General features: G+C 75.5%; 13 protein-coding genes and 1 pseudogene. 3 read left to right on the forward strand and 11 right to left on the reverse strand.

Going from position 1 to position 14,915, the window contains the following annotated elements; translation table 11 throughout:
- Positions 1 to 62: 62 nt before the first annotated feature.
- Positions 63 to 341 (forward strand): annotated as a pseudogene (locus ACH499_RS23400) (spore photoproduct lyase family protein); the annotation flags it as partial.
- Between the two features lie 146 nt (positions 342 to 487).
- Here the strand turns inward: ACH499_RS23400 and ACH499_RS23405 are convergent.
- The gene (locus ACH499_RS23405; protein ID WP_399018082.1) at positions 488 to 1,426 is read right to left on the reverse strand and encodes a DMT family transporter; all 939 of its coding nucleotides are present in this window, start codon (positions 1,424 to 1,426) and stop codon (positions 488 to 490) included.
- 228 nt (positions 1,427 to 1,654) lie between these two features.
- Between ACH499_RS23405 and ACH499_RS23410 the strand changes: the two genes are divergently transcribed.
- Positions 1,655 to 2,371 carry a hypothetical protein gene (locus ACH499_RS23410; protein ID WP_399018084.1) on the forward strand — a complete coding sequence of 239 codons (717 nt, stop codon included), beginning with the start codon at positions 1,655 to 1,657 and terminating at the stop codon, positions 2,369 to 2,371.
- Positions 2,372 to 2,378: 7 nt separating this feature from the next.
- On the opposite strand, the gene ACH499_RS23415 is transcribed toward ACH499_RS23410, so the two are convergent.
- The 9 genes from ACH499_RS23415 to ACH499_RS23455 form a co-directional block, all read right to left on the reverse strand.
- Entirely contained in the window at positions 2,379 to 2,861 is a 483-nt protein-coding gene (locus ACH499_RS23415; protein WP_399018086.1) for an MSMEG_6728 family protein, read from the reverse strand.
- A gap of 13 nt (positions 2,862 to 2,874) precedes the next feature.
- On the reverse strand, positions 2,875 to 3,108 hold the full coding sequence (locus ACH499_RS23420) for a DUF5914 domain-containing protein (RefSeq protein ID WP_399018089.1): 234 nt from the start codon (positions 3,106 to 3,108) through the stop codon (positions 2,875 to 2,877).
- Positions 3,105 to 4,097 carry a phytoene/squalene synthase family protein gene (locus ACH499_RS23425; RefSeq protein ID WP_399018091.1) on the reverse strand — a complete coding sequence of 331 codons (993 nt, stop codon included), beginning with the start codon at positions 4,095 to 4,097 and terminating at the stop codon, positions 3,105 to 3,107. Before ACH499_RS23425 ends, ACH499_RS23420 begins: the two co-directional genes overlap by 4 nt.
- Complete coding sequence (locus ACH499_RS23430; protein WP_399018093.1) at positions 4,094 to 4,552, reverse strand: NAD(P)-binding protein; 459 nt, start codon at positions 4,550 to 4,552, stop codon at positions 4,094 to 4,096. The genes ACH499_RS23425 and ACH499_RS23430 overlap by 4 nt, the downstream gene beginning before the upstream one ends.
- Positions 4,553 to 5,528: 976 nt before the next feature.
- Complete coding sequence (locus tag ACH499_RS23435) at positions 5,529 to 6,401, reverse strand: SDR family oxidoreductase (protein WP_399018095.1); 873 nt, start codon at positions 6,399 to 6,401, stop codon at positions 5,529 to 5,531.
- A gap of 31 nt (positions 6,402 to 6,432) precedes the next feature.
- On the reverse strand, positions 6,433 to 8,052 hold the full coding sequence (locus tag ACH499_RS23440; RefSeq protein ID WP_399018097.1) for a phytoene desaturase family protein: 1,620 nt from the start codon (positions 8,050 to 8,052) through the stop codon (positions 6,433 to 6,435).
- A complete protein-coding gene (locus ACH499_RS23445; protein ID WP_399018163.1) occupies positions 8,045 to 8,536 on the reverse strand; it encodes an SRPBCC family protein in 492 nt (163 codons plus the stop codon). Before ACH499_RS23445 ends, ACH499_RS23440 begins: the two co-directional genes overlap by 8 nt.
- Positions 8,537 to 8,760: 224 nt before the next feature.
- Positions 8,761 to 9,171, reverse strand: a complete 411-nt coding sequence (locus ACH499_RS23450) for a hypothetical protein (RefSeq protein ID WP_399018099.1) — start codon at positions 9,169 to 9,171, stop codon at positions 8,761 to 8,763.
- A gap of 250 nt (positions 9,172 to 9,421) precedes the next feature.
- Positions 9,422 to 10,699, reverse strand: a complete 1,278-nt coding sequence (locus tag ACH499_RS23455) for a cation:proton antiporter (protein WP_399018101.1) — start codon at positions 10,697 to 10,699, stop codon at positions 9,422 to 9,424.
- A 1,208-nt stretch (positions 10,700 to 11,907) separates the two neighbouring features.
- On the opposite strand from ACH499_RS23455, the gene ctaD reads away from it, so the two are divergent.
- The gene (ctaD, locus tag ACH499_RS23460; RefSeq protein ID WP_399018103.1) at positions 11,908 to 13,608 is read left to right on the forward strand and encodes a cytochrome c oxidase subunit I; all 1,701 of its coding nucleotides are present in this window, start codon (positions 11,908 to 11,910) and stop codon (positions 13,606 to 13,608) included.
- 7 nt (positions 13,609 to 13,615) lie between these two features.
- On the opposite strand, the gene ACH499_RS23465 is transcribed toward ctaD, so the two are convergent.
- A complete protein-coding gene (locus ACH499_RS23465) occupies positions 13,616 to 14,854 on the reverse strand; it encodes a cytochrome P450 (RefSeq protein ID WP_399018104.1) in 1,239 nt (412 codons plus the stop codon).
- Between the last annotated feature and the right edge of the window lie 61 nt (positions 14,855 to 14,915).

The following is a 14,915-nucleotide window of genomic DNA, read 5'->3' on the forward strand; positions in this document are numbered from 1 at the left end:
GACCGTCCGCGGCGTGCCGGGGCCGGGCCCGGCCCGTACCGCACTCCCGCCCCGGAGCACACATGCACGACCCGTCCCGCGCACCGGACGACGACGGCTCCGGCACCCTGTTCGGCCTCGACGCCCTGTCCCCCGGGCCTGTGGCCCCGGCTCCCCCGGCGGGGGCCCTCTTCCGGGACTCGGCGGCGGCCCGGCGGCTGCTGCCGGTCCGCGAGATCCACGCCGAGCCGGCCGCGGCCGCCTCTCCTCGCGGCCGTCAGATCCTCGCCCGGTTCCCCGGGGCCCGTGTCGTCGAGGTCGGCTCGCACTGGCGCATCCCCGGTCTGCACGGCAACGAGGGCTGATCGGCACGCCGTACTTCCTGTACCTGCTGATGCGCAGCAGGCTCTAGGCGGACGGAACACCGGCGCACCCCGGCGGCCGCCCGCCGGGGTGCGCCGGTGTCCGCGTGAATCCTCCTCGCCGCGAACGTCCGCGCCGAGGACCCCTACAGCCTCTCCAAGGAGCGCTCCGCCGGTCGCTGCCCCACCGGACCGGGGCGCCCGCGCCGGAAGAGCCGCGGCAGGGCCCCCGACCCCACGGCGACCCCGGCGCAGACCAGGGCGCTCCCCACGGCCTGGGCGGCGCCGTAGGAGCCCGTGCCGACGAGGGGGGCCGTGCAGGCGGCGGCGACCGGGATCAGGCCGGAGAACAGGGTGGCGCGCTCGGCACCGATGCGCTGCATGCCCATGTACCAGCACACGAACCCGACGACGGTGACCACGGCCGCCTGCCACAGCAGCGACCCCGCCTCGACCGCGTCCGGCCGCCGCAGCCACCCGGCGCCGTCCAGGACCACCCCGGCGAGCGCGGACTCCGCGGCGGCGATCCCGCACACCACGGTGGCCAGCAGCCGCGGGCCCAGGGGACGCAGCACGGGCACGGCGAGCACCGCGAACCCGACCTCGCCGGCCAGCGCGCACACGGAGAAGGCGAGCCCGGCCGCGTCGGTGCGCCCCCAGCCCTGGACGGTGAACGCCCCCACGGCCACGAACGACGCCCCGTACAGCACGGCGCGCTGCGGCCGGCGTCCTTCCAGGAGGGGGACGAGGACGGCGACGACCACGGGCGCGCAGCCCACGAGCACGCCGGGGACGGCCGGTTCGGCGGTGCGCTCGGCGGCGAGGACGGCCAGGTTGAAGCCGACCATGCCGACGGCCGCCAGCAGCGCGAGCCGGAGCCACTGACGGGCCCCGAGCCCGCGCAGCCGGGCGGCCGCGCCGGGCCCGGCGAAGGGGACGAGCAGCAGGAAGGCCAGCCCGTAGCGCAGGAACTGGCCCCCGGCGTACGGGTAGTCGCCGAGCAGGCTGTTGGCGGTGAAGGACCCTCCGACGAGGACACAGGCGAGCGCGGCGAGCAGGGCCCCGCGCGTGGTGGTGGCGTTCATGGCCACGACGTTAGGAAGCGCGGCGGTCCGTCGAGAGGTCCACTTCGGGGGCGGCGTCGGGGACCAATTCCGCGGCGGCCTTCACACCGGGGGCACGGATCGGTCACCACGTGCAGGACTCGGGAATCGGGGTAATCGGACCGTCCCGGCCCCAACCGGCCGGGAATGTACGGGAATTGACGTCTCGAGAGGGGATCGACAGTGCGCACCAGCAAAGTGGCGACCGCTGTGGCAGCCGCGAGTGTCTCGGCGGCCTTACTGGCCGGCTGCGGCGGCGACTCCGACGAGGAGGCCTTCGAGGGGCAGAGCGCGGACGCCATCGCCGCGAAGGCGGTCGAGGCCACCCGGGAGGCGAAGTCCCTGCGGGTGAAGGGGGACACCCGTCTGCCCGACGGCAGCACCGTCGCCGTCGACGTCCTCGTCGACCGGGAGAAGAACTGCGAGGGCACCATCGACACCGGCAAGGGCAAGGCGGACGTCCGGCACACCGACGCGACGCTGTACCTGCGCGGTGACGAGCAGTACTGGCGGACCGCCCTCGCGCGGCAGCCCGAAGCGGCCCGGCAGATGGTGCCCGAGCTGCGGGACAAGTGGGTGAAGATGCCGGCCGGTGACGCGGCCCTGGCGGGCGTGTGCGACAAGCAGGGCCTCGTCGCCGCGATGGACGAGGACAAGTCCGAGCGCAAGGACATGAAGCGCGGCGCAACGACGGAGGTGGACGGGGAGGAGGCGCTGGAGCTGACGAAGAAGACCTCCGCCGGGGAGCGGCTGGGCCTGTACGTGGCCACGGAGGACGAGCCCTTCGTCCTGCGCACGACGACCGAGGGCGGCAAGACCCCGGGCAGCGTGACGTTCAGCGACTACAACGAGCCGGTGCGGCCCGAGCAGCCGCCGGCCGGCGAGACCGTCGACATGGAGGAGCTGGCGGGCGGCAAGCCGTCCTGACGGGCCCTCAGGTCCCGGCCTCCCCCGGCTCGCGGTCCGAGGCCGGCCACACGTAGGGCAGGTCGTCGCGGACGCCCGGGAACAGTCCGGCGTAGGCCTCGGGGTCTTTGCGCACCAGCGCCGAGCGGTGGCTGCGGTGGAAGGCGTCGTCGCCGAGCCAGGGCGGCAGTTCACCGGCCGCGGCCAGCTCCGGCTGGTCGCGCACGGGGATGCCCGGCCGGGACGCGGCGAGCCCGGCGACGAGCTGGGCGGCGCAACTGTCCTGGTGCCCCCGCTCGCGCCAGACCCGGCAGATCTCCAGGCCGTAGCGGACGAGCGCCTCCTCGTAGCCCGTCCACATCCGCACCGCGGGGTGCCGCCGCCAGCCGTAGCCGGGCACGGTGAGACCGCGCAGCACCTGGAGCGCCTCGACCCGCTGCTTGCCGAGCCGGCGGCGGTCGAGGACGAGGGCGGACTCCCGGAAGCCCGGGTGGGGTAGGAAGGTCTGCATCGATCTCTCCGGGTCAGCCGGGGAACGGGCCGCGGCGACGCGGGTCGCGGCGGCGTCCGGCGTGGGCGAGGTCGTCGCGCCACAGGCGCCCGGCGGCGGCGCGCGTCAGCGGGCGCGGGGCCGGTGCGGGTCCGTGCCGGAGGCGCACGAGCGCGCCGCACCGCACCGCGAGGCGTACGTCCCCGGCCGCGCCGACGACGTACCGGTTGCCCGAGGGACGCGCCGGCGCCCGCTCCACGGGGGTCATCCGGCCTCCTCGGCCTCGCGGGACACCGGCGGGGGAGGCGGCGCGGACGCGTGCCGGGCGCGCAGCCGCGCGGCCGGTACACCGGCGAGCCCCTGGGCGGCGACGGCCGCGCGCCGCCCGCGCGGCACCACCGCGCGCCGGTGCAGTACCGCGTACCCGCTGTCGGCGACGGCGTCGAGGATGCCGCGGTAGAGCACGTACGCGGTGCGGACGCAGGGCCGGGCCACGGGGTCCAGCATGGCGAGGCCCGGCGCGGCGTCCCGGTAGACGGCGCGGGTGAGGTCCTCGGCGGTCCGCAGCGCCGCGGTGATGCGCCCGTCGTGGCGGCCGGTGCGCCGGCTCCAGTGCAGCAGGGACCGGTCGACGCCGTGCGCGGCGAGCAGGTCGGCGGGGAGGTAGACCCGGCCGCGGTCCAGGTCCTCGCCGACGTCCCGCAGGAAGTTGGTGAGCTGGAAGGCGACGCCGAGCGCGGCGGCGTGCGGGGCGGCCTCGGCGCGCGTGGTGACGGTGCCGAGCACGGGCAGCATCTGGAGGCCGATCACCGCGGCCGAGCCGTGCATGTAGGCGCGCAGGTCGTCGTAGGTGGCGTAGTCGGTGACGGTGAGGTCGTCGCGCATGGAGACCAGGAAGTCGGTGAAGTGCTCCGGGTCGATGGCGTGGCGCGCGGCGGTGTCGGCCAGGGCGAGGGCCACGGGCTCCTCCAGGGGCCGTCCGCCGCTCAGCGCGTGCCGCAGGCGTTCCTCGAACCGCGTCAGCGCGGCGGCGCGCTCGGCGGGTGCCGTGCCGGCCGCCATGTCGTCGACGATGTCGTCGGCCCGGCGCGCGAAGCCGTACAGGGCGTGCACGGCGGGCCTTCGGTCGACGGGCAGCAGGCGGGTGGCCAGGAAGTAGGTGCGCCCGTGGCGGGCGTTGAGGCGGCGGCAGCTCGTGTAGGCGGCGCGCAGCACCGGGTCGGTGATGCCGGCGGCGTCCAGTTCGCGGCGGGTCATCGGCGCCCTTTCCTCGCGGGCGCGCCGGTGACGCGGGCGGCGGCGTGCTTCCCCGGGATCCGTGCCCCCGGCACGCCGGCCCCGGGGGTGGTGCGGCAGCCGGACCCCGCCTCCGTGGCGGCGGCGTCGGTGTGCACGTCGAGCGTGCCGCCGTCGGCGCGGCGGGCCCGGCGGGCGGGCTGCGGGGGCAGCGGCTCGACGCGGTCGCGCAGGCCCTCGCCGACGGCCGCGAACGCCTCGTAGGCCAGGTGGGGCACGGTGACCACGGTCGGGCCGGTGTCGAGACGGCAGGCGCCGGGTTCGCGCCGTCCGAGCCGGCCGCCGGGCCGCGCGCCGCGTGCGACGACCGTCACCCGCCGTCCCGGGCCCGGGGGGTGCGGGGCGGCGGACAGGCCCGCGAGCCCGGGTCCGACGACGCCCGCGTGGTCGGTGCGGCCGGGCGCGGTGCGTGTCATCGCCGGTCCTCCCCCGAGCCCCGCGGGCCTCGCCCGCCGTCGTCGGCCGTGCCAGGGCGCATCGGGGTCCTCTCGTCGTCGGGCGCGGGAGCGGGTCGGGCCGGGGTGCGGTGCGCACGGGACCGGCGGGTGTCGGTCATGCCTTCCCGGCCGGGTGCCGCCTCGGACCGTTCGTGTACGGCGGTCACCCGCCCGGCGGGCATCCGCGCCGGGGATCCCGCGCCGCGCCCTGCCGAGGGGGCCGTGGTGGCGCGATGCTCCGCCGATGCCGTCGATGCCGTGGGGCGCGGTCGGAGGGCGTTCCGTGGTCGACGCGGGCATCGTCGTCGCCGCTGCCGGAGCGGCGGGCCTGCCCCCGGCGCCCGGCCCCCCGGCAGCGCGCGGCGCCCGTCCCCTCCGTCGTCCTCGTCGAGTTGCCCGCCGGTCCGCGGCGCCCGGTGCCTCCGGAGAAGCGGGCCGGCCGTTCCGACGCGGCGGTGACGGCGTGGGGGGAGGGGCTGCGGTGCACGGCCGGGACACCCCGCCCGAACCTCCCCCGCGCCGCACGGCCGGTGGCCGCAACGCCTCCGGACCCACGCGTACGGCGCCAGGCCCCCGCACACCCGGCCGCCCGCCGGGCGCACGGGGCGTCGCGCTCGGCCGGCCGGCGCACGGACAGCGCGTACGACGCCGTATCCCAGCCACCGGGCCACCCGGCCGGCACACACCACGCCGTACCCGCCCCACCGAGCCACGCGGCCGACGCACACGACGCCGTACCCCACCCACCGGTCGCACGGCCGACGCACACGACGCCGTACCGAGGACCCCACCCACTGGTCGCACGGCCGACGCACACGACGCCGTACCGAGGACCCCACCCACTGGTCGCACGGCCGACGCACACGACGCCGTACCGAGGACCCCGCCCGTCGGCCGCGCGGCCGACGCGTCCGCGTGACGTCCGGCGCCCCCCGCCGCGCGTCCCCACGTCCCGCTACGCGCGCTCCGCGCTGTCCGCCTCGCCGCCCGCGCCGAGGAGGCCGGTGGCGTTCATGACGCCCTCCGCCTCCAGGCGGGGCAGGTCGCGGCGGGACGCGCGCACGACCGCGGCCGGCAGGGCGGTGCGGGCCACCTGGGCCAGGCGCAGCCATCCGGGCACGTACACGGCGGTGCTGCGGCGTTCCACCGCGCGCACCAGCCGGGCGGCGACGGCGTCCGCCGGGTAGGTGCGGCGGGCCGGGGCGGGCATGTGCGCGCGCAGTTCGCGCAGGACCGCGTGCCGGTCGGCGTCGCGGATCATGTCGGTGTCGATCCAGTTGAGGTACGCGATGCCCACGGCGACCCCGTGGTGCGCCACCTCTGCGCGCAGGGCGTGGGCGAAGGACTCGACGCCCGCCTTGGAGGCGCAGTAGGCGCTCATCATCGGGGCGGCGCCGAACGAGGCGGTGGAGGCGATCTGGAGGAAGTAGCCGGCGGTCCGGAACAGGTCCGGCAGGAAGGCCCGCGCGGTCTGGGCGCTGCCGGTCAGATTGACGTCGATGACACGGCGCCACTCGGCCGGGTCCGACCCGGCGAACGGTCCGCCGTGCGCGATGCCCGCGTTGGCCACCACGGCCGAGGGCGCACCGAGACGGGCGCGCACCTCGTCCGCCGCCGCCTCCAGCGCCTCGGCGTCGGTGACGTCGACCCCGAGGGCGAGGGCCGGGGCCGGCAGGTCCGCCGCCAGGGCGTCCAGCCGGGGCTTCTCGTGGCCGAGCAGGGCGAGCCGGGCGCCCCGGCCCGCGCACTCGCGCGCCAGTGCCGCGCCGACCCCGCGTGCGGCGCCGGTCACCACGACGGTGCGGTCACGAAGGGGGCCGGCGTTCACGGCCGTACCTCCTGTCGATGCGCGGCGACGCTCATCTCCGGTCGCCCGTCCGGTCGCGGCGGGTCAGGGAGCGCTGGAGCCGGGTGAGGCCGGCCGGCCGGTGTCGGCGCAGTGCGGCCCGCGCGGCGTTGGCGCCGGGCGCCCCGTGCACACCGCCTCCCGGGTGAGCGGCCGCGGAGGCGAGGAAGAGACCGGCCACCGGCGTCTCCGGCCGCCCGGTGCCGGGCACGGGCCGGAAGAAGAGCTGCTGGTGCATGGCGGTGGTACCGCCGTTGATCGCGCCGCCGTGCAGATTGGCGTCCAGCGACTGGAGCGTCGGCGGGGCCAGGATCCGGCGGGCCCGGATCAGCGAGCGGAAGCCGGGGGCGAAGCGCTCCACCTGGCGCTCGACCCGGTCGGCCATGATCTCCTGCTCCTTGGTGTTCCAGCTCCCGCCGATACCCTCGTCGCCCGCGTCGCCCCGGATGTCGTGCGGGACGTGCGTGTACGCCCAGGCGGACTCGGTGCCGCGCGGTGAGCGGGTCGGGTCGGCGGTGGTCATCTGGCCGAACAGGGCGAAGGGACGGTCGGGGACCTGCCGCATGGCGATCTGCGCGGCGAACCGGGTCAGTTCGTCGAGGCCGTCGGCCAGGTGCACGGTCCCGGCCCCCGCCGCCTGCGCGCACTGCCAGGGCACGGGGCCGTCCAGTGCCCAGTCCACCTTGAAGGTGGCGAAGTCCCACTGGAACCGTTCGAGGTCGGTGAGCACCTGCCGGGGCAGGTCGTCGGGGTCGACCAGGGAGCCGTACAGGGCGGTCACGGACACGTCCGCGAGGACGCCGCGCCGGGCGGCGACCGTCTCCCCGTCGGCCGTGCGCACGCCCACCGCGCGCCGGTCGCGGACGACGACGTGGTCGACGCGGCGCCCGCAGCGCAGGGTGCCGCCGCGCGAGCGGAGCCGGCGTACGAGGGCCTCGGTGAGGGCGCCGGAGCCGCCGACCGGCACGGGGAAGCCGTAGGTCTGGCCGAGCATCGACATCAGCCAGCCGAACCCGCCGCTTCCGGCGGCCTCCGGGGCGAGGTCGGCGTGCAGGGCGTTGCCCGCCAGCAGCAGCCTGCCGCCCTCGCCGCGGAACTCCTCCTCGCCCAGGCGGCGCACCGGCAGCACCAGGGTGCGCGCCAGGCGCAGCCCGCCCGCGCCGCGCAGCCGCACGGCCAGCCGGGCGGTGGCCCGGACCGGCGGGAAGGGGGTGAACAGGGCGTCCAGGATGTCGGCCCGGTGGCGGTCCCAGACGTCGTGCAGGCGGTGCCAGGCGGCACCGTCGCCGGGGGCGAAGGCGTCGAGGGAGGACGCGGTGACCCCGACGTCGCGGTCCAGGACGGCGCACGTGCCGTCGGTCAGGGGGTGGGCGAGGACGTGCGGGGCGTGGGACCAGCGCAGCCCGTGGTCCTCCAGCCGCAGCCCGGCCAGGACCGGGGAGGCCGCGGCGAGCGGATAGAAGGAGCTGAACACGTCGTTCACGAAGCCGGGGGCGACCGCGTCGTCGTGGCGGACCGCACCGCCCGGTTCGGGCTGCTCCTCCAGGACCTCCACGCTCCAGCCGGCGTCCACGAGGAGGTTCGCCGCGACCAGGCCGTTGGGCCCGGCGCCGATCACGACCGCGTCAGGCACGGCCGGCTCCCGGTTCGGGGGCGGGCGCCGGGTCGGGCCTGCGCTGCTCACCGGCGCCGTCCTCGCACAGCCTGGCGAGGCGGGCGAGCATGGCCCGGTGCCGGAGCTGGATCACCGCCTCGACGCCCATGTTGTGCAGCACTCCCCCGGCGCCGCGCAGGGGGTGCTCGTCCACGATGGCCAGGCACTGCTCGCCCCAGGGGCGCAGTTCGATGGCGATCCGCGCCGTTCCGAGCGGGCCGGCGATCGCCTCCAGCTCCAGCGCGGTGCCTTCCTCGCAGCGTCTGACGACCGTCTCGTTGCGCAGCCGCAGCGGCCCGAGGCCCACCTCGTAGGTGATCGCCGATCCGACCTGCGGCCACTGTCCCCGGCAGGGGGCGCTGCCGGACGTCCCGACCACCCAGTTCGCGTACTGGCCGCCGTCCGCGAGCACGTCCCACACCGCCTGGGGGGTCGTCTTGATCAACCGATGCCGTACCGCCACGTACGCCTCCACGTCCGTCTGCCTCACCGGGACGCAGCTCTGAGTGCCCCGTCGGCGCGAGGCCAACCGGGCGGAGGCGGCCGCGACCGGCCTCTGCGGTGCGTGGACCTGACAAAAGGGGGCGCGTGAGCGGCCGTGGCCCGCTGCTGCTCACCCCTGGCCGGAAACGGCGAAGGGCCTCGCCGGACGCCCGGCGAGGCCCCTGCGCGGCACACCGCCGCCTGTCACACGTCGCCCGGCTCCGCCGTCAGCCGGCGGTAGGCTGCGCGGGCGTGGAAAAGCCGGGCCAGCGCCGTGCCGACGAGGGCCGCGCCGAACAGGCAGGCCAGCCAGACCGCGTCCCGCCGTCCGGCCCAGGTGAGCGTGCCGGCGGGCGGAATGGCGAAACCGTTGAGGGACAGCCAGCACAGCACGGCCGTTCCGGGGGCCGCCGTGAACGGGGCGCACAGCCCGAGCAGGGCCGCGAGCAGGGAGAGGGCGGCCAGCGCGAGCCCGGTACGGCCCACGCCCACGGTGCCGTTGAGAAGGGCCACCAGCCCGAGCGCGCCCCCGAAGGCCCCCGCCCACACCAGCGGAGCCGCCACGGGCCGGGGAACAGGCCTGGCGCCACCCCCCAGGGGTACCCATTCGATCATGCTCATGGCTCCTTCCGCGCTCCACTGCGGCCACGGCCACGACGCCGCCCCCGCCGTCGGATTGTCCCACCGCGACCAGGGGTGGCCTGCGGCCGGAGCCTGGATGCGGCGACCGCCCGGCGGAGCCCGGCCGAGGGTGCGGGACACCCCTGACGGTCCGACAGGACCCTGGCCGAGCACCTGTGCCGGGCCCGTCGAGGACGTGGCGGGCCCGGCTGTGCGACACGGTGCGGAACGCCGGGGCTCCCGCCTACCGTTCGGCCTCCGCGCCCGCCCGCACCGGCGCCCCGGTGGCGTCCGCCGGGTCCTCGCCGGGACGGTCACGCGCCGGGCGCGACGCGGCACGGCCGCCCGGCAGCAGCCCGCGCCCCGCACGCAGCGCGCCGGCGAGGAGGTGGGCCCGGCCCGCGACGATGGGGCCGAGCACGGCGAGGACGAGCACGTAGCCGGCGATGAACGGCGCGAGCCGTGCGTCGAGGCCGGCGCCCGCCGCCATGGCGGCCAGGATCAGGGCGAACTCCCCGCGTGCCACCAGGGTGGTGGCGATCTCCGCGGCGGGTTCGGTGCCGTAGCGGTACACGCGGGCCACGCACAGTCCGGCGACGACGTTCATGACGACGGTCAGTGCCGCCGCCGCGGCGACCGGCCCGGCGACCGAGGCGACGTCCCCGGGGTCGATGGCCAGTCCGAAGGCGAAGAAGAAGATCGCCGCGAACGCGTCGCGCAGGGGGTGGACCAACGCCCGTATCCGGGGTCCCGAGGGGGTTCCGGCGAGGATCAGGCCGACCATGAACGCCCCGATCGCGTCGGCGACACCGAGGAGTTCGGAGACTCCGGCGACGAGCACGGCGGCGCCGAGGAAGCTGATGACGAGCAGTTCGTTGTCACGGGTCTCGATCAGGCGCCCCACGAGCCGGGTGCCCCAGCGGGCCGCGGCGGCCAGCACCAGCAGGAACGCGAACGCCTTCCCGGCCTGCAGCACCGTGTCCCCGACGCCGTGGGCGCCCGATATCACCGGCTGGAGCGCGGCCAGGTACAGCGCGAGGAAGATGTCCTCCACCACGATGACGCCCAGGATGAGGCGGGTCTCGGGGCGTCCGATGCGGCCCAGGTCGATGAGGATCTTGGTGACGATCGCGGACGAGGAGATGCCGAGGACACCGGCGAGCACCAGCGCCTCCCGCACTCCCCAGCCCAGCGCGAAGCCGAAGCCGAGGCCGGCGCCGACGTTGAGCAGCAGATAGACACCGCCGGCGGTCAGCAGCCGTCTGCCGCCGCTCTTGAGGTCGTCGAGGTGGAACTCCAGTCCCAGGTAGAAGAGGAGGAGCACCAGTCCGAGGGCGGAGAGCATCTCGAAGTCGTGCGCGTCCTCGACCAGGACGAAGCCCGGTGTGTGGGGGCCGAGCAGAATGCCGGCCAGCATGAACAGGGGGATCGTCGGAAGTCCGATCCTGCCGCCGAGGCGGGCGAAGAAGGCGGCGGCCAGGAAGGCGCCGCCCATGGCGAGCAGGGTGTCAGCGTGTCCCACGGGCCACCGCCTCGGGCCGCGTGGAGGGTCGGCAGGGCTTCATTCGACGGTGATGAATGCGCGTTCTCCTTCGGGTGCGAGGCGGTCGGACGCCGTGCTCTCGAACGCCGCCGACCGCCGGCGTGAGGTGACGCCGCTCCGGGACCGGAGCGGACGGCAGGGGAAGTACGGGCGCGACCGGCCGTGCGCCCCTGGGCTCTTCGGCCCACGGGACACCGGGACCGGGGCCGCACCGGCACGCCGCGGCGGACACGGGCGTTCCGGCGACCGGACGTCTCCGGCACACCCGGGCCGGGCCCGCGACACCCCCGCGTACGGACGGCCGGGCCGCGCTCCGTGTGACGTCCGCGCCCCGGAGGCCCCCGGAGCGCGGCACCGTTCCACGGTCACACGCGGCTTCCGGGCGCGAACATCGGGGACGGCACCCAAAACCCGTGGTGGCCGACACCCATCGCGGCCCCGTCCCGCCCACGGCGACGGGAGGCGGGTGTACGGCCGAGGAGGAGCGGGGCGGACGCGAAGGAGGGGGCGCCGCGGCCGACTCGGGGATCCCCCTCGCGGCACGACCTGTCGCGGCGGAGGCGGGAGGACGACGCGCCCGGCACGGTCCGCGGCTTCCCCGCCCGGCCCGCGTGCCACCGCGCCGGGCGGGTGACCGGCGCAACCGGCGGGCGCCCGCGGGCGGGAGCGGTGGCGCGGAAGGCTCCGCCCGCAGGGGAGCGCCGTCCGTTCCCGCCGGAACGCCGTCCGCCCCGCCGCGGGCTGCGGCGGGGCGGACGGTGTTGCGGACGGTCCGTCAGCACGGCGTGGCTGCCATCAGCCTCTCGAAAGAAGCCATGCAGTCCGGGCAGTGTCGTGCCCGTTCACCGTCGGATGCCTCGATACGTTCGCGGAGCTTCTGTCCGCAGAGGGTGGCCGCGGCCTGCTTGGCCATCACGTGCCACACCAACGCTCCGCCCGTCTTCTCCGGGCCCACGCACATTTCGTACATGACCGGCCTCCCAGCCTGGACGCCGCTGACACTCCCAGGAGACACCGGATCGGTCGCGGCCAGTAGTGAGCGGGGGCCGTTCGGGTGACGGCCGGTTCGTTCCTCCGGGTCCGCGACGCACCCGGACGGATAGAAACGATCTGCCGATCGGCCCTATATCGGTGGGTGCGTGACGTGGCATCGGCGCAGACGCACGGGACTGCGCTGCTCTGGTCCGATGGCGACTCAGACCGAACCGATCGCTCCGCTCCCCTCGGCGCGGCAGCGGCGCCGCCGCGGGGGGCGGGCGATCGTCTCCTGGCTGACCACGACCGACCACAAGCGCATCGGCCATCTGTACCTCATCACGTCGTTCGGGTTCTTCCTGGTCGCCGGGGTGCTGGCGATGCTGGTCCGGGCGGAACTGGCGCGTCCCGGTCTCCAGTTGCTGTCGCACGAGCAGTACAACCAGGCCTTCACGATGCACGGCACGATCATGCTGCTGCTGTTCGCCACCCCGACCTTCGCCGGATTCGCCAACGCCGTCATGCCGTTGCAGATCGGCTCCCCGGACGTGGCCTTCCCTCGGCTGAACATGCTGTCGTACTGGCTGTTCCTCTTCGGCGGACTGATCGTGCTGTCCGGCTTCCTCACACCGCAGGGCGCCGCCGACTTCGGCTGGACGGCCTACGCCCCGCTCAGCGGCCGCGGCGGCACCCCCTACCTCGGCGGCGACCTGTGGATCATGGGGCTGGCGCTGGCGGGGTTCGGCACCATCCTCGGGTCGGTCAACTTCATCACCACGATCATCTGCATGCGCGCCCCCGGCATGACGATCTTCCGGCTGCCGATCTTCGTGTGGAACGTGCTGCTGACCTCGGTGCTGGTGCTGCTGGCCTTCCCGGTGCTGGCGGCGGCGCTGCTGGTGCTGGAGGCCGACCGTCACTTCGGCGCGCACGTGTTCGACGCCGCCAACGGCGGGGCGATCCTGTGGCAGCACCTGTTCTGGTTCTTCGGCCATCCCGAGGTGTACATCCTGGCGCTGCCGTTCTTCGGGGTGGTCACGGAGATCATCCCGGTCTTCGCGCGCAAGCCGGTCTTCGGCTACATGGGTCTGGTCGGCGCCACCATCACCATCGCCGGACTGTCGGCGACCGTCTGGGCGCACCACATGTTCGCCACGGGCGCGGTGCTGCTGCCGTTCTTCTCGTTCCTGACGTACCTGATCGCGGTGCCCACGGGAGTGAAGTTCTTCAACTGGATCGGCACGATGTGGAAGGGGTCGCTGTCCTTCGAGCCGCCGATGCTGTGGGCGGCCGGTTTCCTGGTCACGTTCCTCTTCGGCGGGCTGACCGGCGTGATCCTGGGCTCCCCGCCGCTGGACTGGCACGTCACCGACTCGTACTTCGTCGTGGCCCACTTCCACTACGTCCTGTTCGGCACGATCGTGTTCGCCATGTTCGGCGGTTTCAGCTTCTGGTGGCCGAAGATGACGGGCCGCATGCTCGACCACCGCCTGGAGAAGGTGCACTTCTGGACGCTGTTCGCAGGCTTCCACACCACGTTCCTGGTGCAGCACTGGCTCGGTGTCGAGGGCATGCCGCGCCGGTACGCCGACTATCTGGCCGCCGACGGCTTCACGGCTCTGAACACGGTCTCCAGCGTCGGCGCCTTCCTGCTGGGCCTGTCCACGCTGCCGTTCCTCTACAACGTCTGGAAGACCGCCAGGTACGGGACGCCGGTGCGCGTCGACGACCCGTGGGGGTACGGCCGCTCGCTGGAGTGGGCCACCTCCTGTCCCCCGCCGCGGCACAACTTCCACACGCTGCCGCGGGTGCGTTCGGAGTCCCCCGCGTTCGACCTCCACCATCCCGGTCTCGCCGGGCTGGACCAGTCCCGCAGGAGCGGGCGGCGCGACGCCGTGGAGCCCGGCGGGTGACGGTGCGTCAGGCAGCCCCTACGCCGGTGACGGCGAAGCCGCTGCGCGGCCGGGTCGGGATGCGGCGCAGCGGGATGGCCAGGTCCTGGTCCGGCACCGTGTACTCCAGGCGGGCCAGCCGTGTCGCCAGGGACTCCAGCAGGCCCACGGTGATGCGTTCGCCCGGGCAGCGGTGGCCGGCGGCCGGGTCGCCGCCGCCCTGCGGGACCAGTTCGTCGCGTTCGGGCGGACGGGCCAGGAACCGCTCGGGCCGGAAGGTGTACGGGTCGCCCCAGAGCTTCTCGTCGTGGTTCTGGCCGTAGACGTCGAGCAGCAGGATCCCTCCGGCGGGGACGCTCTCACCGCACCAGGTCACGTCGGTGACGGTCCGGCCGCCGAGGAACGGGGCGAACGGGTAGAACCGGCGGACCTCGTGCGCGAACGCCGTGGCGAACGCGCGGTCCCCGGAGCGCAGCCGCTCCCGGTGCGCGGGCCGACGGTGCAGCGCGTGGGCGCTGAAGGCGACGAACCAGCTCACGGCGGCCGTGGGACGCAGCACGTTCAGCAGTTCCACCGCCGCCGTCCGCGCGTCCAGGGTCTCGCCGGGGAGGTCGCGGTGCCGGCGGACGCGGTCGAGCACCGAGCCCTCGGGGGCGGTCACCGCTTCGGAGCGGACGTCCTCGATCAGCCGTGCCAGCCGGGTCTCCTGCCGGGACCGGGCGCGCCGGGCCCTCGCGCGGCGCGGTCCCGGGGTGGCGAACCCGTCGACCATGGCGATCAGGTCCCGGGACAGGGCCTCGGCGTCGATGTCCGGCGGGAGCCCCGCCCAGCGGCACACCCCTCGGGTCAGGACCACGGCCGCCTCGTCGAACAGCACGACGCGGGACCGCTTGTGCCAGGTGCGGACGGCGTCGTCCCAGGCCGTGCCGACGTGCTCGGTGAGGGCGGCCACCCGGCCGGGGTCGAGCAGCGGCAGGAACAGTTCCTTGCGGGCGCGGTGGTCGGCGCCGTCGAGGGTGTGGACCGCGCCCTGTCCGAACAGGGTGTCCAGCACGGGCGCGGGGACGGCTCCGTGGCGGCGTACGCGGGCCTCGTCGTAGAACAGGCGCACGGCCTCCGGGCCGCGTACGGCCAGCGTGGGCCGGCCGAGGAGGCGGGTGCGCACGACGGGGCCGGCGCTCTCGCGCATGCGGTCGGGGAGCCACGCGTACCCCTTGGTGAGCAGGGGCAGGGTGCGGTCGAGCAGGGGGCGGCGGTTCACGTCCATGGCGGGTGGGTGCCCCGGACCGCTGTGCGGACACCCGGTCCGCCGGCGCCCGGATGAACGG

Source organism: Streptomyces sp. NPDC018947 (assembly GCF_044390505.1).
In the GTDB taxonomy this organism is placed as follows: domain Bacteria; phylum Actinomycetota; class Actinomycetes; order Streptomycetales; family Streptomycetaceae; genus Streptomyces.